Genomic DNA, 24880 nt, shown 5'->3' with positions numbered 1-24880 from the left:
CGTGTCTCGCTTGCAGCCGGTATTCCCGGATCCGGTTCTGCGGCGTATGGTCGGTTGCGGCGAGTGCGCCGTAGCGCGTGCGCGTCGATGCGTTCGATGTGCTTGCCAGCCGGTCGGGCGACAGGCCCTGGCGCGCAGCTGCGATGCGCGCGATGGCTTCTGCGTGAAGCCGACCCTCGTCGTACCGAAGTCGTTGCAGTCGAGCATGTGCCGCAACGAAAGCTTCGGGCCGGCCACGCGGGTCGCGCGGCCGGCCGCCTTGCATGTCAGAACCGCGTACTGAATCCGACCCGCGCGATCGACTGCAGTGCGCCGCTCGACGCACCGTTCGCGTCCATCACGCCGTTGATCTGCGCATTGCTGCCGTGGTTCGCGCGCTGATACACGCCTGCCACGTACACCATCGTGCGCTTCGACAGCCAGTACTGGACGGCCGCCAGGAACTGGTGCGCGTGCGCATTGTCGAGTGTGTCGTTGCCTTTCATGTAGGTGTAGCTCGCGCCGACCACCCACGCAGGCGACGGATGCCACGACGCCCCGGCTTCCGCCGACCACGCGCCCGCGCCGTTCGCCGAGTTCCGTACGGTCGTCACGAGCGCTTTCCCCGTGACCGTGCCAAGTGTGTAGTGCACCCCTGCGCCCCAGTTGCGCACGCTGGTCGGCGGGAGCCCCGCCGACGCGCCGTATTTCTGGTTCGTATAGGCCGCGCCCGCGCCGAACGGGCCGTTGTCGTAGCTCGCGCCGACGCTGACCGTGTTGTTCGCACCGACCGACCCCGCGACGTTCCCGAAGCCGTACAACGCGCCGAAGGTCAGGCCCGACAGCGACGGGCTCGCGTACTTGACGGAATTCGCGATGCGATTGCTGCCCGCGACGCGATCCCAGTCGAACGCGCCGGTGGGGTTGTTCGGCAACGCGAGCCTGTCGAACGGCCCGTTGCGAAAGCCGTACAGGCCGACGAGATCCTGCGCGATCTCGTTGCCGCTGGCGGCGAGCGCATCGACCATGAACTCGTACTGGTTGCCGAGCGTGAGCTTGCCGTAACGGTCGTTCTCCAGCCCGACGTAGGCCTGCCGAGCGAACAGCCCGCCGCCGATGATCGAGCCGTTGCCGAGCGAATACTGGTTCACGAGCCGGAAGATCGCGCGCGTGCCCGCGCCGAGATCCTCCTTGCCTTCGAAACCGAGCAGGTTCGGAAAGAAGATGTTGTCGTCGAACTTCGCGTTGCCGTGGCCGCCTTCGTTGCTGACGTAGCTGATGCCGGCATCCATCAGCCCGAACATCGTCACGCTGCTCTGCGCGAACGACACGGCGGGAAGGGCGCATGCCGCGAGCGCCAGAAGGGTCTTTTTCGTCATCTCCAATGTGCTCCTCACATGTTTCCGGTCGGATCGGATATTTTTGATTGGACTACTGATTGATATGAACAAACCCGAGCCGGGCGATTCCCGGTTCGGTGGCAACCGGAGCGACCGGTATGCGGTAGGCATGGGCTGGAACCGCGTGCCCGACGATGCCTGTCGAACGCGCGCGCTAGACCGTCGAATAACCGCCGTCGACCGGCACGACCGCACCTGTCACGAACGACGCAGCGGGCGAGCACAGGAACAGGATCACGTCCGCGACTTCGTTGGCCGTGCCCCAGCGCCCGAGCGGCGTGCGTTCGAGGATGCGTCGTGACGCCTGCGTGTCGGCCATCAGGCCGCTGCTGAGCGGCGTGTCGATCCAGCCGGGCGCGACCGCGTTCACGCGGATGCCGCGATCGGCCCACGCCTGCGCGAGCGAGCGCGTGAGCTGTGCGATGCCGCCCTTGCTCGCGCTGTACGCGGGGCGGTCCTTGCTGCCGAAGTACGTGTACATCGATGCGACGTTGACGATGCTGCCGCCTTGTACGGACAGCGCCGGCAACGCAGCGTCGGAGGCGCGCATCACCGACGTCAGGTTCACGTTCAGCACGAGTTCGAACTGGTCCATCCGGTATTCGTCGGCGTGCCGGCTGATGCCGACGCCGTTGACGAGCACGTCGAGCCGCGGCAATGCGGCGATCGTGCGCGTCAGTGCAGCGTTGTCGGTCACGTCGAGCTCGACGCACCGGACACGCGGATGCACCGGCGCATGCGGGCCGGTAGCATCGAGCCCGAGCGCGACGACCGATGCGCCGGCTTCCGCGAAACGCCACGCCGTGCTTGCGCCGATGCCCGATGTGCCGCCGGTTACAACGACGGTTTTCCCCTCAAATAACCACTGGCGACTCATGTTGGACACTCTCGACGGCGTGGGTGGCGCGCGCATGCCGCTGCGCGGGGGAAACCAGGATCTTGATCTGCGTACGATCGGCGAGCAGCGCGTCGAAGCCGTCGGTGACGGCGTCCTCCAGCGACACGGTGCGCGTGACGATCGACGTGAGATCGAGCGCACCCGACGCGACGATGCGCAGCAGGTCCTCGTACGCATGCCGGTAGCCGACGCTCGCCGTGAAGGTCAGTTCGTCGTTGACCGCGCGGAACGCGTCGAAGCCCGCCTGCGGCATCAGGCCGACCATCACGACGCGGCCGCCCTTGCGCAGCGCCTGCATCGCCGCTTCGAACGTGGCCGGCAAGCCGGCCGCCTCGAAGCTCGCGTCGACGCCGAGTCCGCCCGATGCCTCGTGGATCGCATCGCGCAGCACGGACGCGTCGAGCGTGCGCGCATTGAACGTGTGCGTCGCGCCGAAGCGCGCGGCGGCCGCGAGGCGCTCGGTCGACACGTCGACCGCGACGAGAGTCGTCGCACCCTGCAGCTTCGCGAGCTGGATCAGCAGCAGGCCGATCGGCCCGAGCCCGAATACCGCGCACGTGTCGCCGAGCCGGAGCTCGGCGCGGCGCAGCGCGTGCAGCGCGACGGCCGCGGGTTCCATCACGGCGGCCTGCTCGAGACTCACGCCGTCGGGCAGCCGGTGCAGCATGTAGGCGGGCACGACCGCGAAGTCGGCCATCCCGCCGTCGCCCATCAGCCCGGCAAAGCCCATCGACACGCACAGGTTGTATGACCCCGAGCGGCAGTACGCGCACTGGTGGCAGCGATATTCGGGCTCGACGGCGACACAATCGCCTGGATTCAGCGTCGTCACGCCTTCGCCGACTTCGACGACGGTGCCGCAGAATTCGTGGCCGAGCGTCAGCGGCGCGGTACGGCGCGACAGCGGATGCGGCGTGTCGACCGGAATCGCGTGCGGGCCGTCCGCGTATTCGTGCAGGTCGCTGCCGCAGATGCCGCAATACGCGACCGCGATGCGCACCTCGCCCGGCCCGGCGCGCGGCGTATCGACTTCCACGAGACGGACGTCGCGCGGGCCATGCCATTGAAGCGCACGCATGTCAGCGTCCTCCGAGGTTCTGTGTATCGAGACGGTTCGCGGCCGTGCCGGCAAGCGCGCGCTTGCGCAGCACGGCGGGCGCGGTTTCGACGAGGCCGAACGACAGCACGCACGCGAGGATCGCGCCGGTGGCCGACGTCCACATCGCGAACTGCAGGCCGTACTTGTCCGCGGCGAAGCCGGCGACGGTCGGCGCGACGAAGCCGCCGATCAGCTCGCCGGCGCCCATGATCAGCCCGAGCGCGCTGGCGATCGCGCGCGGCGGCACCGTTTCCGCCGGGATCGTCGCCATGAACAGCGTGAAACAGCCGAGGCCCGTGTAGGTCGCGAGCACGAGCGTGCAGAGCGCCCACAGCGAATTCGCGTGAATCATCGCGACGGGGCACGCGGCGGCGATCAGCGCGAACACGACCATCGTCGGCTTGCGGCCGATCCGGTCGGAGATCGCGGGCACCGCGAAACCCCAGAACACCCACGCGGCGCCGAGGCAGGTCATCACGACGCCCATGTCGGCTGGGGACAGGTGGCGGCTGTCGACGAGGAACACCGGCGCGAACGAGATGATCACGACGAACCACGTGAGGAAGAAGCAGCTGATCAGCACGCAAAGCAGGATGTTGCGTTCCTTCAGCAGCGCCCAGCGGCTGATCGCCGCGCCTCCCGCGGCCGGTGCGCCGACGGTGTCGGCCTGCGCATGCCGTGCGCCGCCGGGCGGCACCTCGCGCACCCAGCGCCAGATGCAGAACGCGATCAGGAAGCCGGGAATGCACGATACGAAGAACGCGTGGCGCCAGCCGTGCGCAGTCGCGATGCCGATCACGACCGGCGGGCCGATCATCGCGCCGAGCAGGCCGGCGGCGGAGCCTTGCAGCAGGCCCATGTTCAGCCCGCGGCGGCTCGGCGTCGAACTCTCGACCATCAGCGACTGCGAGAGCGGCAGCACCGGGCCTTCGGCGATGCCCATCAGCGCACGGAACGCGATCAGGCTCGCGAAACCGCCGACGAGCCCCGACAGCGCCGAGCACACGGAAAAGCCGATCACGGCGGCGATCAGCAGCGGCTTGCGGGTGCCGCGCGCGTCGGACCACGCGCCGGTCGCGGCGCCCGACAGCGCCCACGTGAGCGCGAGCGCGGACGACACCATGCCGAGCTGCGCATTCGTCAGGTGCAGCTCGGCGGACATGAACGGGAACAGGAACGACAGCGCGAGGCGGTCGAAGAACACGAAGCCGAACGTCATGAACAGGATCAGCAGCAGCCTGTTCTCGTACGTCCAGGCGGGCCGGGAGGAGGAGGGGGATGTCATGGTGAGCCTCGCCGCGCGTCAGCGGAACAGCTTCTCGATCGCTTGCGCGCCGAGGCCGACCTTCTCGTAGTGCGCCTTGCACATCGCGATGTACGAGTGCACGTCGAAGTAGCCGTCGGGTTGGCCTTCGTCGTCGAGCCAGATCAGCGGCCCCTTGACGATGAAGAACGCGCGCATCGGCTCGGGGTGATCGAATGCGACGAGCGTGTGGCCCTCGCCCGGCGTCTCGTATACGAAATCGCCGCGCGTCGCGGTCCATTCGTGCTCCAGGTAACCCCACTTGCCCGACAGCGTGTAAGCGAACACCTCGTGCGGGTGATAGTGCCGGTTCACGAGCCCGGCTTCCTTCGCCATCAGGATGTCGCACCATTTGTTCTGCGACGGCGAGATCCACAGCGGCCGCGACGAAACCGTTTCGGTGAACGGAACGTAATAACGCTCGTCGTCGGTGGCCGCGTTCGCGATGTAGGCTTCCGGAAGCGCATCGGGCTTGAACGGATTGGCAATCGGCGGGATGTTTTGCCAGAATTCGGCTACGGCTTGGTCGACCACGGTTCGTCTCCTTGTGTATGAGTGTCGTGGGCTCGACTTTAGCCAGCAGGTGCGCGCCGCTCTTGACTGGGCTGGACGAATTGCTTGATCGGGCCGGACATCGCACCGCACGACGTTTAAACGATCCATCCCCCAATTTCGCAATGCATGGCGCTCCGCACGACGGGCGCCAGCAGGAGGCGACGTGACGAATTCGACCGTTTTTTCACGCACGCGAGGCTCGACGGCCGACGTGCCGGTGCGCGACCGGATGGCGTACTGGGACGCGTTCAATGCGGAGACGCTGGTCGGCCTGCGCTGCTCGTCGCTGTCGCCGGCCGGGCTCGAGGTCGAGAAGACCGACATCGCGCTGCCGGGCCTCGGCATCGCCGACATCAGCGGCCAGGATCACGTGATCGAACGCAGCCCCGCGCTGGTGCGCCAGTTGCCGAAGGAGTCGTTGTTCGCGTGCCAGATCCTGAGCGGGCGTGCGTATTTCATCCAGCACGACCGGTGCCTGCTCGCGGAAGCCGGCGATGTCGTCGTCTACGACACGCGTGTGCCTTATCTGTTCGGATTCCTGACACCGATGCGGCAGTTGCTGATCGATATCCCGGTCACGACGCTCGACGACCGGCTCGACGCGGAACTGGCGGCGCTGCCGCTGCGGATCGCGCCGAAGCCGGGCGCGGGCGCGATGCTCGGCGCGACGTTGCGCGCGAGCGTCGAGCGGTTCATGAAGGACCCGCTCGAGCGCGATGCCGCGCGATTCGCCGAGCACACGCGCACGCTGATCGCGGAACTCGTCGATGCGGAAGTGAACGGCGCGGGCGCGTCGCGCGCGTCGTTGTCGTACCTGCTGACCGCGAAGCAGTACGTCGCGACGCACCTGGGCGACCCGGAGCTCGGGCCGCAGGCGGTTGCCGACGCGGTCGGGCTGTCGTTGCGCCATCTGAGCCGGCTCTTTGCGGCCGAAGGCGAGTCGATCACGCAGCACATCTGGTCGGAGCGGCTGGCGCACGCGCATCGCGAGCTGACCGATGCGCGGCTGCGCAAGACGAGCATCGGCGAGATCGCGTTTCGCTGGGGTTTCTCGAGCCAGGCGCACTTCAGCCGGGCGATTCGCGAGCGCTACGGCGCGTCGCCGATGGCGTTGCGCGATGCGGCGCACGCGGCCGGCCGCTGATACCGGCGGTCGATGCGGATGGAGCGGCGGCGCGTGTCCCATGCGCCGCTTTTTTTTCGTGCAGTGAACGACGGCGCAGATGCGCCGCGCCGCGTCATTCCGCCAGCATGAATTCGGCGCAGCGCTCCGCGATCATGATCGTCGGCGCGTTCGTGTTGCCGGACACGATCCGCGGCATCACCGACGCATCGCAGATCCGCAAGCCGTCGACGCCCTGCACCGAGAGGCGCGGCGTCACGACCGCGTGTTCGTCGTTGCCCATGCGGCAGGTGCCGGCCGGGTGATAGACGGTTTTCGCGCGGCGCCGCACGTAGTCGGCGAGTGCCGACTCGGTCAGCGTCTCGGCTTCGCGCACGATGCGCGCGAGCGACGGCGCGCGGATGATCCGCCGCGCGAGCGCGACGCCGCGCACGAGACCGTCGACATCGGCCGGGTCGGACAGCGCGCCGCTGTCGAACAGGATCGGCGCGGCCGGATCGTTGCCGCGCAGTTGCACCGAGCCGCGCGAGCGCGGCCTGAGCAGGCACGGGTTGATCGACAGGCCGTGGCCGGGCAACGGCTCGCGATCGACGTCGCCGACGAGCGTCGGCAGCACGTGGAACTGGATGTCCGGGCGGCCGCTGCCGGTCGTGTCGACGAACGCGCCGGATTCGACGACGTTCGACGTCAGCAGGCCCGTGCGACACAGCATCCACTGCAGCCCGTGCCGCAATGCCTTCAGCCCGCGATCCTCGCCCAGCAGGCTCACGGGCGCGTGGCTGCGGCCGTAGATCGAGACTTCGAGATGATCCTGGTAATTCGCGCCGACGTCGCGGCTGTCGTGCCGCACGTCGATGCCGTGCGCGTGCAGGTGCGCGCCGGGCCCGATGCCCGACAGCATCAGCAGCTTCGGTGTGCTAAGCGCACCGGCTGCGAGCACGACGTCGGCGCGCGCGGCGGCCGAACCCGTCGCGCCGCTTGCCGTCAGCCATTCGACGCCGGTCGCACGCCGACCGTCGAACAGGATGCGCGTCGCGCGGCAGCCGGTCAGCACGCGCAGGTTCGGATGCCGCAGCGCGTCGGCGAGATAGGTGGCCGCGGTACTGCCGCGCCGGCCGTCGAAGATCGTCGTGTGGTAGAACCCGACGCCATGTTGCGCGGCGCCGTTGAAATCGTCGTTGTAGGCGATGCCGGTTTCCTGCGCGGCTTTCACGAACGCGAGGCTCAGCGGATGCCTGAAGCGCGTGTCGCCGACCTTCAGCGGCCCGTCGGTGCCGTGAAACGGCTCGGAGAGCCGCAGGTGCGATTCGGCGCGCCTGAACACGGGCAGCACGTCGTCCCAGCCCCAGCCCGTGCAGCCGAGCGCGGCCCAGTCGTCGTAGTCGTCGCGCGTGCCGCGCACGTACAGCATCGCGTTGACCGAACTGCCGCCCCCGAGCGTGCGGCCCTGCGGCACGTAGGTCTTGCGGCCCGCCGCACCGGCTTGCGGCTCGCTCTCGAACGTGACCGTGCGGCGCGTGCCGAGTACGCGGATGAACGTCGCCGGTATCCGGATGAACAGGCTGTCGTCCTTCGGGCCGTCCTCGAGCAGCAGCACGCGCCTGCCGGCCTTCACCAGCCGGTGCGCGACCGTGCAGCCGGCCGAGCCGCCGCCGACGACGATATGGTCGTACGTCTCCATCCCGCTTCTTCTCCTTGTTGTCGGGCGGCGAAACGAGTGCCGCCGCGCAGGAAGCCAGCTTAGCGACCGCCATGCGGCCCCGTTTGACCGGGACGGACGGGGTGTTTGCCTCGCCGGGACACGGCGGCGGGTGGACGGTGGCGGGCTAGCGCGCGTCGGCCGGCGCCGTCGCCGACGCGCGCGACTCGCTCGGCGTCTCGCCGAAGCGCGCGCGATAGCTGCGGCTGAAGTGCGCGCTGTTGTTGAAGCCCCAGCGGAACGCGATTTCGCTGACCGTCAGGTGCTTCAGCGACCGGTCGCGCAAGTCGGCGCGGCAGCGTTCGAGCCGCCGCGCAAGGATGTAGCGCGTGAGCGGCGTTCCTTCGATCTCGAAGACGCGCGAGAGCTGGCGCGGCGACAGGTTGATCGCGCGGCTCACCGACCGGCTGTCGAGATCGTCGTCGGCGAGATGGCTGTCGATGAACGCTTTTGCGCGCGACAGCGTGTGGACGGTCGACCTGGTCGGCGACGCGTCGCCGTCGCGCAGCCGCAGCATCGACTGCACGAGATCGAGGATCGTGGCGGCGCGCCGTTCGCGCGCACCGGGCGTCGGCTCCTGCGGCGTGGCGAGCAGTGCATACACCTGCCGCACGGCCCACGATGCGACGCCGTCGTCACGGTCGATCTTGACGAGGCTGCGGTAGCGCCACGGGCCGACGCGCGCCTCGAACACGTCGCGCGGCACGTCGAGCACGGTCATCGCCATGTCGGCGGGAAAACCGTGCCCGTACGGCATCGACGTGTCGTAGAGCACGAGGTCGCCGGGCCCGTGCTGCATGCAGTCGACGTCCTGGAACGTATAGCCTTGCCCTGCGTGCATCAGGCAGATGAACACGGCATCGCGCTGGTCCGCGTGGATGTTGTGCGACGTGCGCACGACCGCGTGCCGGTTCGCGACGATGTCGCACGCGCGGAACAGCCCGAGATCGCGCTTGCGCAGCGACGCATCGATCCCTTCGGACGACTTGCCGCTGCATTCGATCCGCACGAGCGTGCGAGCGACATGGTCGACCCAGAAGTCGACGCGTTCGTGGCCGCGCACGGCGCGCGTCGAGATCGTCGCGATCTCCGTGCTGGTGTCCGGCATGACGTTCTCCCGATGACCGCCTGAGCGGCGCAGTCTCGGGCACGCCGGAGCGCGTGGTCAATCCGTGAAAGACCCGGGGCACGCGCGTGACGCGCTTGCAGCGGGGCGCGGCGGGCGATTGCGCGATCGATGTCCGTTCGGATCAACGAAAGCGGCCGTGCGAGTCAAGACACGGATGCGGCTTTGGGCTAAGCGTGGCCGGCTTACTTCGACGAAGACGACGGCAGCCCGAGCGACACGTCCTGCTCGTAGCCCATCTTGCCGCCGCGGTACTCGACGCTCACGTGGCCGGCCCGCCGCGCGTCGGTGACGTTCGCGTAGATCGACGTCATCACCATCCCCGCGTCGCAGTCGAGCGCGATCGTGCGGTCGACGCGGCCCGTCGCGATGTTCACGGCCCGCAGCGACTGCATCGCCACGCCGCACTTGTCGGACAGCGCGTAGACGCCGACCAGCATGTGCGTCTTCGTGCGATACCACATCGGGATATCGACGTTGCCGTCCAACTGCGGGTGCTGGTCGTCGGTGTCGTTCAGCCGGCCGACTTCGTCCAGCGTGATCGGCAGCGTCTTGCGGCCGTCGTCCCACGTGCCGGTTGCCGTTTTCCCGGTGACGTTCAGCGCGATCGGGCAGGGCTTCGGCCGTGACGGCGAGGCGGCCGGTACGACCGGCGAGTCGGCGTTCGATGCCGGCGGCGATGCTTCGCACAGCGTCATGCGACCATCGGGCTCACGGCGGCCCTGCAACGGGATGGGCTTGCGATGCGCGTCGTAGTAATAGCTGCCGTCGACGCGCCAGCGGCCCGCGTCGTTGTGGTTGATCGCGTCGTAAGTCTGCAGCGACACGTGTACCTGCGCGTTGCCGATCGTGCCGGTGTAGTTCGCGATTTCGTACCAGCCCGCGTAAGACGCGGCCGGCGCGCAGGCGAACGGCACGGCGAGCATGGCGGCGAACGGGGAGGCGTAGCGGGCGCGGTGGGTGTTCCGGGGCATGGGCGTTTTTTGTGCGAGGTGTGGGGCCGGGCGTCACGGATATCGGTCCGGCCGTGTCGAGCCGTGCGCCGCCATTGTATCCATCCGCCCCACCCGAATGCCCCGCCTCCACGCATGCGGTGACAAGGGCGCGCACACGACACGGGCCGGTCGCGGAACCGCGCGGGCCGCGCGATCCGGTCGGCCGGCCCGCTGCCGATGACTTCAGGGCGCGCTGGCCTCGTCGATCCGGCGGATGTCGTCCTGATCGAGCGTGACGCGGATCGCGTCGCCGAGCGATTCCAGCTGCGCCAGCGACGTCGCGCTCGCGATCGGTGCGGTGATCGTCGGCCGCGCGATCTGCCAGGCGAGCGCGATCGCGGCCGGCTGCGTGCCGTGTTTCGCCGCCACCGCATCGAGTGCCGCGAGGATGCGTAGCCCGCGTTCATTCAGGTAGCCGGCGACGCGGTCGCCGCGCACGCTCTTCTTCAGGTCGGCCTCGCTGCGGTACTTGCCCGACAGGAATCCGCTCGCGAGCGCGTAGTAGTTGACGACGCCGAGTTTCAGGTCGCGCACGACCGGCTCGAGATCGCGTTCGTAGTCGGCGCGGTCGAGCAGGTTGTATTCGGGCTGGATGACCTGGTACGCGGGCAGCCCGTCGCGCGCGCTGATCGCGGCGGCTTCGCGCAGGCGTGCGCCGCTGTAGTTCGACGCGCCGATGATCCGCACCTTGCCCGCATCGATCAGCGTCTGATACGCGCCGAGCGTTTCTTCGAGCGGGGCCGTGTCGGCGAGATCGCGGTGCGAGAAATACAGGTCGATGTAGTCGGTCTGCAGGCGGCGCAGCGAATCGTCGACGGCTTTCAGGATGTTGCCTTTCGACAGCCCCGCGCGCGCGGCGAGCAGGCCGACCTTGGTCGCGATCACGACCTGCTCGCGCTTGCCCGAGCGCTTCAGCCACTTGCCGATGATCGTTTCCGATTCGCCGCCGTGGTTGCCGGGAACCCAGGCCGAATAGACGTCGGCCGTGTCGATGAAGTTGATGCCGGTGTCGGCGAGCGCGTCGAGCAGCGCAAACGATGCGTTTTCGTCGACGGTCCAGCCGAAGACGTTGCCGCCGAATGCGAGCGGCGAAACCTGGATGTTCGATGTGCCGAGGGGGCGGTGTGCCATGTTCTGCTCCGATTTCTGCGGGATGACGGAATTGAACTGCGGGATGGGCCGAATCGATCACCGCGAGACGACGGGTGCGTGCGGTCACGCCGTTGTCGCGGGGCGCCGGACATTCTCGCCGATCGCTCCGATTCGTGCAGGCGGCGCGCCGTCGTGATGACGGACGGCTTGACGTGCATGACGAACACCTCGTCCGCTTCGTGAGCGCTTTGTATGGCTGCGTTCGATCGAGAACCGATTTTTGTTGCTGCTGGCGCAGTGGGATGCGCAACGGCGTGTGGGTGGCGCGGGCGGGAGGGCGCGAAGGCGGATGTGCCGGCGTTGCGCCGGCGCGGGCGGGAAGACGGGCGACAAGCGGCCGCCCGTGCGTCGGTGAGCCGGTCAACGCAACTGCACGGCCGCGAGAAACAGCACCATGCTGCCGATCGCGCCGTCCAGCACGCGCCACGCAACGGCCTTGCGGAACCACGGCGCGAGCAATCGCGCGCCATAGCCGAGCCCGAGGAACCACACGACGCTGACCGACATCGCGCCGATCGCGAACGCGAGCCGCGCGCCTTCCGGTTCACGCGCGCCGGCCGTGCCGATCAGCAGGAACGTGTCGAGATACACGTGCGGGTTGAGCCACGTGAACGCGAGCGTCATCAGCACGATCGCGAGGCCGCTCTGCGGCGGCGGGGCGACCGCATCGCCGCGCACGTCGAGTGTTTCGTGGCCCGGCTTGAACGCGCGGCGCAGCGCGTTGATGCCGAACCACGCGAGATAGGCGAGGCCCACATACAGCACCGCATGGACGAAGGTCGGATAGCGTTCGACGAGCGCCGATGCGCCGCCGACGCCTGCGCCGATCAGGATCATGTCGGACAGTGCGCACAGCAGCACGATCTTGCCGACATGCGAGCGCATGATGCCCTGCCGCAGCACGAATGCGTTCTGCGCGCCGATGGTGACGATGAGCGACCCGCAGAGCGCGGCGCCGTGGGAAAAAGCGAGCCAGTTCATGATGGATGACAGCAGGAGAAGCAGTAGACGGATGAATCGGGTAGCGCTAGTCTGCGGTCAGCATGAAAATAAGAGAAGCTAAATCACCTAATGCAGATTAAGGAAATCTAATGCTCGACTACGCGTTGCTCGATGCCCTCGCGGCGGTGATCCGGCACGGTTCGTTCGAGCGTGCGGCCAAGGAGCTGAATGTCACGCCGTCGGCCGTGTCGCAGCGCGTGAAATTGCTGGAGGAGCGGGTCGGCAGCGTGCTCGTCAAGCGCGGGCAACCGTGCGTCGCGACGACGTCGGGTGCGCTGCTGTGCCGTCACACCGAGCGCGTGCAGCTGCTCGAGGCCGAGCTGGGCGGGCGGATGCCAGCACTGCCGGGCCAGATCGCGAGCGCATGGCCGACGTTGCGTGTGGCCGTCAACGACGACAGCGTCGCGACGTGGTTCATCGACGCGGTCGGGCCGTTCTGCACGGAGCGCGAAACGTTGCTCGATCTCGTGATCGACGATCAGGATTACACGGCGTCGCGCATCCGCGACGGCAGCGTGCAGGGCGCCGTGACCGCGCAGGCCGAGCCGATCCAGGGATGCCGGTCGGAGCGGCTCGGGCGGATCCGCTATCGCGCGGTATGCTCGCCGGCGTTTTACGAACGCTACTTCGGCGCGGGCATTACGCGCGATGCGCTGCGTCGCGCGCCGTGTGTGATGTTCAATCCGAAGGACGGGTTGCAGGCGCGTTTCATCCGGCGCGTGACGCGCGCGGATCTCGATCCGCCGCAGCACTGGATACCGCACGTCGCGGGCTATCTGCGCGCATGCGAGACGGGATTGGGATGGGGGATGTGTCCGGACCGGATGGTCGATCGCCAACTGGCGGCGGGTGAACTGGTCGACATGTCGCGCGGGCGAACGATCGATATCGACCTTTACTGGCAGAGCTGGCGTTTGTCGATCGGCTGGCTCGACGATTTCAGCGCGGCGCTGAAGGCGCGCGCCGCGCTGTTCCTCGATTGACCGATCGCGTGACACAGGTAGCGCGGCGCGCGAGATGCGCGCCGTGCGGCATCACGTCAGACGTGGTGCAGGCCGTCGAAATCGATGATCTGCACGTGGCGGCCCTGCATTTCGATCAGGCCGCGCTTCTGGAATTTCGACAGCGTGCGGCTGACCGTTTCGAGCGTCATGCCGAGGTAGCTGCCGATGTCTTCGCGCGTCATCCGCAGGTTGAATTCCGACGGCGAGTAGCCGCGCTTCAGGTAACGCGACGATACGTCGAGCAGGAACGCGGCGACGCGCTCTTCGGCATTCAGCGAACCGAGCAGCATCGTTTGCGACGTTTCGCGCACGATCTGTTCGCTCATCAGCTTGTGCATGCGCAACTGCATCGAACCGGCTTCCGAGCACAATGCCTTGAGCGCGCTGTACGGAATCACGCAGACGGAGCTGTCTTCCAGCGCGACCGCGGTGCGCGGATGCGTGTCGTCGCAGATGCCGTCGAGGCCGAGCGCTTCGCCGGCGAGATGCAGGCCGGTGACCTGCTCGCGGCCGTCGTGGCGCGTCGCGACGGTTTTCAGCGAACCCGAGCGCACCGCGTACAGGTTGTCGAATGCGTCGCCTTCGCGGAACAGCGCTTCGCCGCGCTTGACGGGGCGCGCCGCGCAGATGACCGATTCGAGGCGGCTGAGCGCTTCGGGCGCCAGCCCCTGCGGCATGCACAGGTGCCGCATCGCGCACGTCGAGCAGTGGGCGGCCTGGCGAGGCGCCCAGCTACCGGCATGAGGCGTGGCGGCGGGACGTGTGGCGACGGGCGTCAGCATGATCGTTTACTCCGGCATTGAATCGACGGAATCATTGTCCCACCGCAACTTGCCGCTGTCGGGTGACAAAACGTCGCGACCGGCCGCGTATGCCGAACGCCGTTCACGCGGCCGGCTCGTCGGCGTTGGCGGCCGCCGGGATCAGCAGCACGGGCAGCGTCGCGTGGCGCACGCATTGCTCGGCGATGCTGCCGAGCACGAGACGGCGGAACCCGCGGCGGCCGTGCGTGCCGAGCACCAGCAGATCGGCGCCGAACGCTTTCGCGCCGTCCAGGATCAGCGACGATACGTCGTTGAGCGACGTCGCTTCGCTCCGCCGCGTCTCGCCCTTCACGCCCGCTGCCTGCATCAGCGCCGTGAAATCCTTCGCGAGCGCGTCGCCCTGCGCGACGAGCTGGTCGCGCAGCACGGACGGATCGTAGCCGGGCACGTTGTAGTAGATCGCGGCGTTCTCGACGACGTAGAACGGTTGCAGCTCGGCGCCGTGCGATTTCGCGAGCGCCAGCGCGGCATCGAACGCATGGCGGGACGTGTCGCTGCCGTCGACGGCAACCAGAATACGCTTGTACATAGTGTCTCCGAGTGGCGGGTTGAAACGAAGTCGGCCGAATGGCCGATCGGGCTGGGTGATGCGCGATGCTGCGAGGCAGGGTAAACCAATGGCCGGGACTTTGCAGCGAGGTGCCGGTCGTGCCGCGCGGCGGTGCCGCCTCCGATTGCGCGGCGCACGCCATGCACAGGGTGCATGCAGTGACGTGCGAGGCGTGTCGTGCGGCGTGGCCCCCGCCGTCGTCCGCATCGTCGGTGGAAATGCATGCGCAGGCAGCGTTGTCGCGCGCGGCACATGCGCATGCATGTGCATCGCCACGCGCGCCGATCGAGGCGACACCGCGCGACGGTCACGCGGATGCATCGCCCGCCTCGCCATTCAATCGCAATCGCGCCGTTTCGACATGACCTCGATCAACGCATCTGCATCGGTGCGATTCCCGGCGTGCATGAGACCGCCGGCGCCGTCGCGCGGAATCGTTCGTTTCTGCATCGCGCGGTTGACGGCCCACGGTCGGCGCACTGTCGCGTGCGCCGATCCTCGGCCATCGGCTGTCGGCCGATACCGGTTGGCAAACGAACGATCGATTCAAACGCCGCGCCGGCTATCTCGGGACGGCGGTCAGCTCGAATACGCGCTCCGGCCGCCGCTGGTGGCCGGGCCAGTACGTGCTGCCGTACATCCGGTGGACGGGGCCGAACGGCGCATCGCTCATCGCCGGCGGCGCGTCGAAGCCTTTCTCGATCACCATGTATCCGGCACGCAGCGCGAACGCCGGATGGTTGCCGCCGGGGCGGCTGTCGAACCCGGCGAAGCCGTCGCCGGCTTCCGGCATCGCATTGACGAGCGACGCGTTGCTGCGCGTGATCTGGTCGGGCGAGATCGGCCCGCCGCCGGCGAGACGCGACGCCTCGCGGTTCTTGCCGTCGGTGTCGACCGTGCTGTCGTGCGTGTCGTCGTTGTCGAGCTCGATGCTGCGTGGGCGCGAGCGCTCGGTTTGACCGGATGATTCCATCGCGGCTCTCCTCGCGGCGAAGCGTTCCGGATCGAAGCAAATCCCGTTCCGGGCATGACGGGAAAAGGCGCGCGGGCGATCGCCGCGGTCGCGCGACGCGCACTGATTTGTCGTGATTTATTTCAGCTAGAAGACGCGTTTTCTACAGAGTATGATTCTTTTCCTGCGAAGCGGCGACAGGGGATTGAGTCGCGCCGCCTCTGCCCGCGCCGGGGCGCCGCAGCACCCTTAAAGACGGGCAGTGAACAACAAAGCAAGGGACTAGAGGTGGCGGATTCATGCAAGCGACTACTGCCTTCACGCACCGCGGTTATCTGTTGAACTGCGCGCCCGCGCGTGCCAGCGACGGTTCATTCAAGCCCTACGTCGTGATCTCCCGATCGAGCGACGGGGAGCTCGTTGCGAACCGCTTTTTCCCGATCGAGCTCCAGTTCAACGACGAAGGCGACGCGATCGCGCACGCGCGCGACTGGGCCGTGCGATGGATCGACGCCAGCAGCATCACGATCTGACGTCGCCGCGATTCGGTGCCCACGGCCGTCCGGCCGATCCCCGGCGTGCCGCTGGCGGGCACAAAACGCGGTAATCTTGCGGAACCCGTCACTTTATTAGCGGCCGTGCGACCGAGCGCGGCCGCCTGCATTGATATATGTCGACATCACCCGCCCGTCAGTGGGGCCTGGAAGAAATCGTCGCCGGCTTGCGTGAGTCGCGCGAGGAACTCCATCGCACGCGCCATCCGCGCGGCATCCGCGAACTGCCGTCACGCGATGCGATCTGCAAGATTGTGACCGGCCTGCGCGCGTCGATGTTTCCGACGCACTACGGCGCACCGGACCTGACCGACGAAAGCGTCGATTTCTACGTCGGCCACACGCTCGAAAGCACGCTGCGCATCCTGTCCGAACAGATTCGCCGCGCGCTGCCGTTCCTGCCCGAACATGCCGATACGCCGTTCGCCGAGCTCGACGAACGCGCGTTCGAGATCGCGCGCGAATTCGGCCGGCAGTTGCCGGCGGTCCGCGCGCTGCTCGTCAGCGATATCCAGGCCGCCTATGCGGGCGATCCGGCCGCGCAGCACATCACCGAGATCCTGCTGTGCTACCCCGGCGTGCTGGCGATGATGCACCACCGGCTCGCGCACGCGCTGCACCAGCTTGGCGTACCGCTGCTTGCGCGCTTCATCAATGAAATCGCCCACTCGGCCACCGGCATCGACATCCACCCGGGTGCGCAGATCGGCCCGAGTTTCTTCATCGACCACGGCACGGGTGTCGTGATCGGCGAGACGGCGATCATCGGCGAGCGCGTGCGCGTGTACCAGGCCGTCACGCTCGGCGCGAAAAGCTTCCCGGCCGATGGCGACGGTGCGCTGGTCAAGGGCAACGCACGGCACCCGATCGTCGAGGACGACGTGGTGATCTACGCGGGCGCGACGATTCTCGGCCGCGTGACGATCGGGCGCGGTTCGGTGATCGGCGGCAATGTGTGGCTCACGCACAGCGTGCCGCCCGGCACGAGCGTCGCGCAGGGCAAGGTTCGCGAAGGCGGGAGCACCGAGAAGCCGTAACGCGGCGCGCGGGCGCCGGCCGCCCGCCGCCGCGCGCGTCGGTCAGTGCTTGCTGTCGGGCGCGCGGTGCTTGTACAGCACGTCCTGGTCGACGCGGATCAGGTTCTGCCCCGCATCGACGACGAAATCCACGCCGTTGTACGCGTTGCCCGTCAGCATCAGGATCGCGCTCGCGACGTCGTCGGGGCCCGCGATGCGCGCGAGCGGCGTCGATGCGCGGCTCGCGTGTTCGAAGTCGGCCGGCGTCTGGTCGTCGCTCGGCAGCATCAGCCCCGGGAACACCGCGTTCACGCGCAGCACCGGCGCGGACGACAGCGCGAGCATCTGCGTGAGGTTGCCGAGCGCGGCCTTCGCGACCGTATAGCTGAAATGGTCGCGGTGAAAGTTTTCCTTGATCTTCTGGTCGACCACGTTCACGACGACACCCTGCGTGCCGGCCGCGCGGGCCCGTTCGTAGAACGCGCGCGTGAGCAGGATCGGCGCGCGGCAGTTGACGGCCCACGCTTGGTCGAACGCCGCGAGGTCGAAGCTCGGGAAATGATCCTGCCAGAATACCGACGCGTTGTTGACGAGCACGTCGAGGCGGCCGAAGCGCGCATACACCTGGTCGATCAGCGCGGTGATCTGTTCGGCATCCGACAGGTCGGCCTGCAACGCAACCGAATCGTGCCCGCGTTCGGCGATCGCGCGGGCCGCGGCCTGCGCCGCATTGGCCGAACGGTCGTAGTGCACCGCGGTGCGATAGCCGTGCGCGGCGAAATACTCGGCGAACGCGCGCCCGGCCCGGCGCGCGGCGCCGGTCACGAGCACGACGGGCGCGTGCGCCGTTTGCTTCGTCGACTCCATTACGTATTCGTCAGGTTGACTGAAGAAGGATTCGCGACGATCGACAGGAATTCGCGCCGCGTCGACGGATCGGTGCGGAACGTGCCGAGCATGCGCGACGTCACCATCTCGACGCCCGGCTTGTGCACGCCGCGCGTCGAGATGCACTGGTGCGCGGCTTCGAGGATCACGCCGACGCCCTTGGGCTGCAGCACGTCGAACAGCGTGTCGGCGATCTGCACGGTCATCTTTTCCTGGATCTGCAGGCGCTTCGCGAACGCGTCGACGAGGCGCGCGAGTTTCGAGATGCCGACCACGCGATGGTTCGGCAGATACGCGACGTGCGCGCGGCCGATGATCGGCACCATGTGGTGCTCGCAGTAGCTCTCGAAGCGGATGTCCTTCAGCACGATCATTTCGTCGTAGCCGTCGACTTCGCTGAACGTGCGCGCGAGGATGTCGCGCGGCTCCAGCGCGTAACCGGCGAAGAACTGCTCGTAGGCGCGCACGACGCGCGCGGGCGTGTCGATCAGGCCTTCGCGTGCGGGATCGTCGCCGGCCCAGCGCAACAGCACGCGAACGGCGTCTTCCGCTTCTTCGCGGCTCGGACGGGATGCGGCCGGTTCGGGCCGCGCGGACTTCTTTTTAGCCATCTATCTGCTCCATCGAATGCCGCCGCCGGGGCGGCGCGGAATCCGGGCATTGTTTCATGCTTTCGCAGGTCGCGTGCGAGGCCCGGCGCTCACTTCGGCCACTCGTCCTGCTCGTCGTTGAACAGCGACGCGACGACGCCGCGCAGCCACGCGGTGCGGGGATCGTTGTGGTACTTGCGATGCCAGTGCTGCTTCAGGTCGAAGCGCGGCAGGGCGAGCGGCGGCTCGACGGGCACGATGAACGCGTGCTCGGCTGCATACGCATAGCCGATCGCATGCGGCACCGTCGCGATCAGGTCGGTACGGCTCAGGATGAACGGCAGGCTCATGAAATGCGGCGTCTCGAGCACCGCGCGGCGCTGCATGCGCTGCTTCGCGAGATATTTCTCGAGGACCTCCTGGCTGCGCCCTTCGGCACGCACCACCGCATGCCCGCAGGTGAGGAACTGTTCGACCGTGAACGGCGGCGCCTGTTCGAACGGGTGGCCACGCCGCATCAGGCAGACGAACCGGTGCGTGAACAACCGCTGCTGGAAGAAGTTGTTGCCGTCGAGATCGGGGAAGTAGCCGACCGCGAGATCGATCGACCCGGCTTCGAGGCCGCGACCGACTTCGTCGTGCGCGAGCGAGACCGAGCGCAGGTTCGCGTGCGGCGCCAGCGTCGCGAACGCCTGCAGCAGCTTCGGCAGGAACACGATCTCGCCCACGTCCGACAGCGCGATCGAGAACGTATGCGTGCTCGCGGCCGGGTCGAAGTCGTGCGGCGCGACGAGGCCGCGCTCGATCTGCGCGAGCGCGTCGCGGGCGGCCGGCAGCAGCGCGAGCGCGCGCGGCGTCGGTTCCATCCCGCGCGACGTGCGCACGAACAGCGGATCGCCGAAGTACTCGCGCAGCCGGCCGAGCGCCGTGCTCACGCGCGGCTGGCTTACGCCGAGCAGGTCGCCGGCACGGCTCACGTTGCGCGTGTCGTCGAGCGCGACGAGGTAGGGAATGAGGTTCAGATCGAGCGCTTCCATCGCCAGGCCAGTATCTTGAAAACGTATACAACATATCTCCTGAATCGCGTTGCCGCATAGTCGGGAAAGCGCTCAAATGTGTTCGACGATTCGAATTAATGTTCAGGAGACGAACAATGCGCACCCAGGTCGCCATCATCGGCGCCGGCCCGTCCGGCCTTTTGCTTTCCCATCTGCTGCGCCTGCAAGGCGTCGATTCCATCCTCGTCGAAGCGCGTTCGCGCGAATACTGCGAGAACCGCATCCGCGCCGGCGTGCTGGAGCAGGGCACGGTCGATACGCTGAACGACGCCGGCCTCGGCGAGCGGATGCGCCGCGAAGGGCTCGAGCATCACGGCATCGAGCTGCTGTTCTCCGGGCAGCGCCATCGCATCGACCTGTCCGAATTGACCGGCGGGCGCGCGATCACCGTCTACAGCCAGCATGAAGTCGTGCGCGACCTGATCGCGGCGGGCGTCGAGCATGGCCACCAGATGCATTTCGAAGTCAGCGACGTCGCGCTGCACGACGTCGAAGGCGAACACCCGTTCGTCACGTTCAAGCATGCGGACGGCCGCGAAGACCGCATCGACTGCGACTACATCGCCGGCTGCGACGGCTTCCACGGCATCGCGCGCCAGACGATCCCGGCCGAGCGGCTGAACACGTTCGAGCGCGTGTATCCGTTCGCGTGGCTCGGCATTCTTGCCGACGCGGCGCCGTCGCTCGACGAACTCGTCTACGCGCATCACGACAACGGTTTCGCTCTCTTCTCGATGCGCTCGCCGACGGTCACGCGGCTGTACCTGCAGTGCAAGCCCGACGAGGACCTCACTGAATGGTCCGATGCGCGGATCTGGGACGAACTGCACACGCGCTTCTCGAACGACACGGGCTGGACGCCGACCGAGGGCCGGATCACGCAGAAAAGCGTGACGCCGATGCGCAGCTTCGTGTCGGAGACGATGCAGCACGGGCGCCTCTTTCTCGCCGGCGACGCCGCGCACATCGTGCCGCCGACCGGCGCGAAGGGGATGAACCTCGCGGTGGCCGACGTCCGCGCGCTGTCCCGCGCGCTCGGCGCGCGCTACCGCAACGGCGACGCGACGCTGCTCAACACGTATTCGGCGACCTGCCTCGAACGCGTATGGCGGGCCGAGCACTTCTCGTACTTCATGACGAACATGCTGCACTCGTCGCCGGAGGATTCGCCGTTCGTCAATCGCCTGAAGTTTGCCGAGCTGAAATACGTGACGCGCTCGCGGGCCGCCGCGCAGTCGCTCGCCGAAAACTACGTCGGGCTGCCGTTCGACGACGCGACGGCCCCCGAGGGAACCCGCCTTGACAACGCGCTGTGCGCGACTCTATGATCGGCCCATCGTTCGCTAATCGAATCTAGGTTCGATTAGCGAACAAATACCGGGATCGAGATCGGCCCCGGCGCGACACGCGGCACGCGCGTGTCCCCTCGACAGGCCGCGCATCGAGCCGCGGGTTCGTATCAGGAAGAGACATGGTCAACAAGATTTTCGAATCGCTTCAGTCGGCGGTGGCCGACATCCACGACGGCGCGACAATCATGATCGGCGGCTTCGGCACGGCCGGCATGCCGTCCGAGCTGATCGACGCGCTGATCGAACAGGGCGCGCGCGACCTGACGATCGTCAACAACAACGCGGGCAACGGCGAGACGGGCCTCGCGGCGCTGCTGAAGGCGAAGCAGGTGCGCAAGATCATCTGCTCGTTTCCGCGCCAGAGCGATTCGCAGGTGTTCGACGGGTTGTACCGCGCCGGCGAGATCGAGCTGGAACTCGTGCCGCAGGGCAACCTCGCGGAGCGTATCCGCGCGGCGGGCGCCGGCATCGGCGGCTTCTTCACGCCGACGGGTTACGGCACCAAGCTCGCGGAAGGCAAGGAAACGCGCGTGATCGACGGCAAGCCGTATGTGTTCGAGACGCCGATCCACGCCGATTTCGCGCTCGTGAAGGCGTACAAGGGCGATCGCTGGGGCAATCTCGTGTATCGCAAGACCGCGCGCAACTTCGGGCCGATCATGGCCAGCGCCGCGAAGGTCGCGATCGTGCAGGTGTCGGAAGTCGTGCCGCTCGGCGCGCTGAACCCGGAACACATCGTGACGCCGGGCATTTTCGTCCAGCGCGTCGTCGAGGTGCCGCAGGCCGCGCATGCGGCCGAGCTGGCTGCCGAACATGCTGCATCGCAAGCCGCTTGAGGGAGATATTCAGATGAAACGACTGACCCGCGATGAAATGGCCAAGCGCGTCGCCCAGGACATCCCCGAAGGCGCGTACGTGAACCTCGGCATCGGCGTGCCGACGCTGGTGGCGAACCACCTCGACCCGAGCAAGGAGATCTTCCTGCACAGCGAGAACGGCCTGCTCGGCATGGGCCCCGCGCCCGCGCCCGGCGAGGAAGACGACGAACTGATCAACGCCGGCAAGCAGCACGTGACGCTGCTCACCGGCGGCGCATATTTCCACCATTCGGATTCGTTCGCGATGATGCGCGGCGGCCACCTCGATTACTGCGTGCTCGGCGCGTTCCAGGTATCGGCGAACGGCGACCTCGCGAACTGGCATACGGGCGCACCCGATGCGATTCCGGCGGTCGGCGGCGCGATGGACCTCGCGATCGGCGCGAAGCAGGTGTTCGTGATGATGGAGCACCTGACGAAGCAGGGCGAAAGCAAGATCGTCGCGCAGTGCTCGTATCCGGTCACCGGCGTGCAATGCGTGAGCCGTATCTATACGGATCTCGCCGTGCTCGACGTGACGGCCGACGGGCTGGCCGTGAGCGAGATCTTCACCGACCTGTCGTTCGACGAACTGCAGAAGCTGACCGGCGTGCCGCTGATCGACGCGACGCAAAAGGCGGCTGCCTGAACCACCGACGTGCCGGCGCGTGCGTTTGCGCGCATGCCGGCGCGCTTGGGTGGACAATAGGCGCACGCCGTTTCCCCAATCTGATGCCATGCTCGAAGACAGCGCCCGCCTGACCTCCCTCATCTGCGGCACCGAGCCGCTCAACCGGATCTGGTCGCCCCGCGCGACGATCCAGCGGATGCTCGACGTCGAGGCCGCGCTCGCGCGTGCGCTCGCCGCGCAGCAGGTGATTCCCGCCGCCGCGGTCGCGCCGATCGAACGCGCGTGCGACGCAAGCCGGCTCGACGCCGACGCGCTCGCGCACGGCGCGGCGCTCGGCGGCAATCTCGCGATTCCGCTCGTCAAGCAGCTCACCGCACAAGTGAAGGCCGACGACCCCGAGGCCGCGAAGTTCGTGCACTGGGGCGCGACGAGCCAGGACATCATCGATACCGCGACCGTGCTGCAGCTGCGCGACACGCTCGACGTGCTCGAGCCGATGCTCGACGAAACGTGTGCGTCGCTCGCGGCGCTCGCGCGCACGCATCGCGCGACGCCGATGATCGGCCGCACGTGGCTGCAGCAGGCGCTGCCGATCACGCTCGGCCTGAAATTCGCGCAATGGCTCGACGCGCTGCTGCGCCATCGCGCGCGTTTCGCCGAATTGCGCGAACGCACGCTCGTGCTGCAGTTCGGCGGCGCGGCCGGCACGCTCGCGAGCCTGCGCGAGCACGCGGCTGGCGTCACGGCCGCGCTGGCGGCGGACCTGAAGCTCGCCGCACCGGCCGTGCCGTGGCACACGCAGCGCGACCGCATCGCGGAAGCCGCGTCCTGCTTCGGGATGCTGACGGGTACGCTCGGCAAGATCGCGCGCGACGTGTCGCTGCAGATGCAGACCGAAGTCGGCGAGCTAGGCGAACCGGCCGCCGCCGGCAAGGGCGGCTCGTCGACGATGCCGCACAAGCGCAACCCGGTCGGTTGCGCGGCGGTGCTCACCGCCGCGGTGCGCGCGCCGAACCTCGTCGCGACGGTGTTCGCGGGCATGGTCCAAGAACATGAACGTGCGCTCGGCGGCTGGCAGGCCGAATGGGATGCGCTGCCCGATCTCGCGCGCCTGACCGGCGGCGCGCTTGCGCAGATCGCCCAGATCGTCGCGGGCCTCGACGTGAACACCGAACGCCTTGCCGCGAATCTCGAACTGACGCGCGGGCTGATTCTCGGCGAAGCGGTGATGCTCGCGCTCGGCGACAAGATCGGCCGGCTCGACGCGCATCACGTCGTCGAGCATGCGTCGAAGGAAGCCGTGCGCACGGGCTCGACGCTGTTCGACGTGCTCGCCGCGGATGCGACCGTGTCGGCGCACCTGTCGCGCGACGCGCTCGCGCGGCTGCTCGATCCCGCACATTACGTCGGCGAGGCGCAGGCCTATGTCGACGCCGTGCTCGCGCTGCACGCGGGCGCGAAATAACCAGGAGAACCTTGAGATGCCTTTCGCCACTGTCAACGGCGTGAAACTGCATTACCGGATCGACCGTGCCGCGCGCGCCGACGCGCCGTGGCTCGTCTTCTCGAATTCGCTCGGCGCCGACCTGCAGATGTGGGCACCGCAGATCCGTCCGCTCACGCAGCACTTCAACATCCTGCGCTACGACACGCGCGGCCACGGCCACTCCGAAGCACCGGCCGGCTCGTACACGATCGAGCAGCTCGCCGGCGACGTGATCGGCCTGCTCGACCACGTCGGCATCGATCGCGCGCATTTCTGCGGGATCTCGATGGGCGGGCTGACGGGCGCGGCGCTGGCCGCGCGCTACCCGTCGCGCATCGTGCGTGCGGTGCTGTCGAACACCGCGGCAAAGATCGGTTCGCCGGAAGTGTGGGCGCCGCGCGCGCAGAAGGCACGCGCCGAAGGGATGGCCGCGCTCGCCGACGCCGTGCTGCCGCGCTGGTTCACCGACGCATTCGTCGAGCGTGAGCCGCGCCTATTCGATGCGATCCGCGACACCTTCGTGCATACCGACAAGGACGGTTATGCGGCGAACTGCGACGCGCTGAATGCCGCCGACCTGCGCGAAGAGGTGAAAGGCATCGCGCTGCCGGTGCTCGTCGTGACCGGCGCGAAGGACATGTCGACGCCGCCCGACCAGGGCCGCGCGCTCGCCGCCGCGATTCCGGGTGCGCAGCACGTCGAATTCGACGCCGCGCATATTTCGAACATCGAGTGCACCGACGGCTTCAACCGCGCGCTGCTCGATTTCCTGACCGCGTGAGGTACC

The 24880-nt window shown here is 67.8% G+C and carries 25 protein-coding genes; 9 read left to right on the top strand and 16 right to left on the bottom strand.

Features of this window, described 5'->3' with window-relative positions; all coding sequences use genetic code 11:
• Window positions 1-266: 266 nt before the first annotated feature.
• From FOZ70_RS06995 to FOZ70_RS06975, 5 genes are all read right to left on the bottom strand, one after another.
• On the bottom strand, window positions 267-1358 hold the full coding sequence (locus tag FOZ70_RS06995; RefSeq protein ID WP_219705301.1) for a porin: 1092 nt from the start codon (window positions 1356-1358) through the stop codon (window positions 267-269).
• A 175-nt stretch (window positions 1359-1533) separates the two neighbouring features.
• Window positions 1534-2256, bottom strand: coding sequence for an SDR family NAD(P)-dependent oxidoreductase (locus FOZ70_RS06990; protein ID WP_059863578.1), 723 nt, complete (start codon window positions 2254-2256; stop codon window positions 1534-1536).
• The gene (locus FOZ70_RS06985) at window positions 2234-3355 is read right to left on the bottom strand and encodes a 2,3-butanediol dehydrogenase (RefSeq protein WP_219705299.1); all 1122 of its coding nucleotides are present in this window, start codon (window positions 3353-3355) and stop codon (window positions 2234-2236) included. The genes FOZ70_RS06990 and FOZ70_RS06985 overlap by 23 nt, the downstream gene beginning before the upstream one ends.
• Window position 3356: 1 nt before the next feature.
• A complete protein-coding gene (locus FOZ70_RS06980) occupies window positions 3357-4661 on the bottom strand; it encodes an MFS transporter (RefSeq protein WP_060057851.1) in 1305 nt (434 codons plus the stop codon).
• 18 nt (window positions 4662-4679) lie between these two features.
• Window positions 4680-5213, bottom strand: coding sequence for a 2,4'-dihydroxyacetophenone dioxygenase family protein (locus tag FOZ70_RS06975; protein ID WP_021157568.1), 534 nt, complete (start codon window positions 5211-5213; stop codon window positions 4680-4682).
• A 184-nt stretch (window positions 5214-5397) separates the two neighbouring features.
• On the opposite strand from FOZ70_RS06975, the gene FOZ70_RS06970 reads away from it, so the two are divergent.
• Window positions 5398-6378 (top strand): helix-turn-helix domain-containing protein, encoded by a 981-nt coding sequence (locus tag FOZ70_RS06970; RefSeq protein WP_059489722.1) that lies wholly within the window; start codon window positions 5398-5400, stop codon window positions 6376-6378.
• Window positions 6379-6472: 94 nt separating this feature from the next.
• Here the strand turns inward: FOZ70_RS06970 and FOZ70_RS06965 are convergent, their stop codons facing one another.
• The 5 genes from FOZ70_RS06965 to FOZ70_RS06945 form a co-directional block, all read right to left on the bottom strand.
• The gene (locus FOZ70_RS06965) at window positions 6473-8038 is read right to left on the bottom strand and encodes a GMC family oxidoreductase N-terminal domain-containing protein (protein ID WP_219705297.1); all 1566 of its coding nucleotides are present in this window, start codon (window positions 8036-8038) and stop codon (window positions 6473-6475) included.
• Window positions 8039-8183: 145 nt separating this feature from the next.
• Complete coding sequence (locus FOZ70_RS06960) at window positions 8184-9164, bottom strand: helix-turn-helix domain-containing protein (RefSeq protein ID WP_219705296.1); 981 nt, start codon at window positions 9162-9164, stop codon at window positions 8184-8186.
• A 203-nt stretch (window positions 9165-9367) separates the two neighbouring features.
• A complete protein-coding gene (locus FOZ70_RS06955) occupies window positions 9368-10108 on the bottom strand; it encodes a hypothetical protein (protein ID WP_346656394.1) in 741 nt (246 codons plus the stop codon).
• 252 nt (window positions 10109-10360) lie between these two features.
• Window positions 10361-11308 carry an aldo/keto reductase gene (locus tag FOZ70_RS06950; RefSeq protein ID WP_219705293.1) on the bottom strand — a complete coding sequence of 316 codons (948 nt, stop codon included), beginning with the start codon at window positions 11306-11308 and terminating at the stop codon, window positions 10361-10363.
• 381 nt (window positions 11309-11689) lie between these two features.
• Window positions 11690-12310, bottom strand: a complete 621-nt coding sequence (locus FOZ70_RS06945) for a LysE/ArgO family amino acid transporter (RefSeq protein ID WP_021157577.1) — start codon at window positions 12308-12310, stop codon at window positions 11690-11692.
• A gap of 110 nt (window positions 12311-12420) precedes the next feature.
• Here FOZ70_RS06945 and FOZ70_RS06940 point away from each other — a divergent pair, with 110 nt between their 5' ends.
• A complete protein-coding gene (locus FOZ70_RS06940; protein ID WP_039344521.1) occupies window positions 12421-13314 on the top strand; it encodes a LysR family transcriptional regulator ArgP in 894 nt (297 codons plus the stop codon).
• Window positions 13315-13370: 56 nt separating this feature from the next.
• Here the strand turns inward: FOZ70_RS06940 and fnr are convergent, their stop codons facing one another.
• From fnr to FOZ70_RS06925, 3 genes are all read right to left on the bottom strand, one after another.
• Window positions 13371-14117 (bottom strand): fumarate/nitrate reduction transcriptional regulator Fnr, encoded by a 747-nt coding sequence (fnr, locus tag FOZ70_RS06935; RefSeq protein WP_042973551.1) that lies wholly within the window; start codon window positions 14115-14117, stop codon window positions 13371-13373.
• A 103-nt stretch (window positions 14118-14220) separates the two neighbouring features.
• Window positions 14221-14688: a universal stress protein gene (locus FOZ70_RS06930; RefSeq protein ID WP_021157579.1), complete on the bottom strand. Its 468-nt coding sequence runs from the start codon at window positions 14686-14688 to the stop codon at window positions 14221-14223.
• Between the two features lie 583 nt (window positions 14689-15271).
• Window positions 15272-15682 carry a DUF3005 domain-containing protein gene (locus FOZ70_RS06925; RefSeq protein WP_048021258.1) on the bottom strand — a complete coding sequence of 137 codons (411 nt, stop codon included), beginning with the start codon at window positions 15680-15682 and terminating at the stop codon, window positions 15272-15274.
• 278 nt (window positions 15683-15960) lie between these two features.
• Here FOZ70_RS06925 and FOZ70_RS06920 point away from each other — a divergent pair, with 278 nt between their 5' ends.
• Together FOZ70_RS06920 and epsC are read left to right on the top strand one after the other, a co-directional pair.
• Window positions 15961-16194, top strand: coding sequence for a hypothetical protein (locus tag FOZ70_RS06920; RefSeq protein ID WP_011356723.1), 234 nt, complete (start codon window positions 15961-15963; stop codon window positions 16192-16194).
• Window positions 16195-16331: 137 nt separating this feature from the next.
• On the top strand, window positions 16332-17252 hold the full coding sequence (epsC, locus tag FOZ70_RS06915) for a serine O-acetyltransferase EpsC (protein ID WP_021157582.1): 921 nt from the start codon (window positions 16332-16334) through the stop codon (window positions 17250-17252).
• A 42-nt stretch (window positions 17253-17294) separates the two neighbouring features.
• Here epsC and FOZ70_RS06910 read toward each other — a convergent pair whose 3' ends face one another.
• The 3 genes from FOZ70_RS06910 to FOZ70_RS06900 all read right to left on the bottom strand — a co-directional run bounded on the left by FOZ70_RS06910 (window position 17295) and on the right by FOZ70_RS06900 (window position 19746).
• Window positions 17295-18098 (bottom strand): SDR family oxidoreductase, encoded by an 804-nt coding sequence (locus FOZ70_RS06910; RefSeq protein ID WP_219705292.1) that lies wholly within the window; start codon window positions 18096-18098, stop codon window positions 17295-17297.
• A complete protein-coding gene (gene folE, locus FOZ70_RS06905) occupies window positions 18098-18730 on the bottom strand; it encodes a GTP cyclohydrolase I FolE (protein ID WP_021157584.1) in 633 nt (210 codons plus the stop codon). Before folE ends, FOZ70_RS06910 begins: the two co-directional genes overlap by 1 nt.
• Before the next feature lie 89 nt (window positions 18731-18819).
• Window positions 18820-19746, bottom strand: a complete 927-nt coding sequence (locus FOZ70_RS06900) for a LysR family transcriptional regulator (RefSeq protein WP_059857953.1) — start codon at window positions 19744-19746, stop codon at window positions 18820-18822.
• 116 nt (window positions 19747-19862) lie between these two features.
• Between FOZ70_RS06900 and pobA the strand changes: the two genes are divergently transcribed.
• The 5 genes from pobA to pcaD all read left to right on the top strand — a co-directional run bounded on the left by pobA (window position 19863) and on the right by pcaD (window position 24874).
• The gene (gene pobA / locus FOZ70_RS06895; RefSeq protein ID WP_219705290.1) at window positions 19863-21095 is read left to right on the top strand and encodes a 4-hydroxybenzoate 3-monooxygenase; all 1233 of its coding nucleotides are present in this window, start codon (window positions 19863-19865) and stop codon (window positions 21093-21095) included.
• Between the two features lie 143 nt (window positions 21096-21238).
• Window positions 21239-21955 (top strand): 3-oxoacid CoA-transferase subunit A, encoded by a 717-nt coding sequence (locus FOZ70_RS06890; RefSeq protein WP_021157587.1) that lies wholly within the window; start codon window positions 21239-21241, stop codon window positions 21953-21955.
• Window positions 21956-21968: 13 nt separating this feature from the next.
• A complete protein-coding gene (locus FOZ70_RS06885) occupies window positions 21969-22625 on the top strand; it encodes a CoA transferase subunit B (RefSeq protein ID WP_006482308.1) in 657 nt (218 codons plus the stop codon).
• An 88-nt stretch (window positions 22626-22713) separates the two neighbouring features.
• Window positions 22714-24072: a 3-carboxy-cis,cis-muconate cycloisomerase gene (locus FOZ70_RS06880; protein ID WP_219705288.1), complete on the top strand. Its 1359-nt coding sequence runs from the start codon at window positions 22714-22716 to the stop codon at window positions 24070-24072.
• Window positions 24073-24088: 16 nt separating this feature from the next.
• On the top strand, window positions 24089-24874 hold the full coding sequence (gene pcaD / locus FOZ70_RS06875) for a 3-oxoadipate enol-lactonase (protein WP_048021267.1): 786 nt from the start codon (window positions 24089-24091) through the stop codon (window positions 24872-24874).
• Window positions 24875-24880 lie beyond the last annotated feature (6 nt).

The sequence above is a fragment of the Burkholderia sp. COPS genome, from assembly GCF_019425585.1.
Lineage (GTDB): Bacteria > Pseudomonadota > Gammaproteobacteria > Burkholderiales > Burkholderiaceae > Burkholderia > Burkholderia cepacia.
Note: the sequence above shows the minus strand (reverse complement) of the source record. Positions and strands in the feature narration are given on the sequence as shown.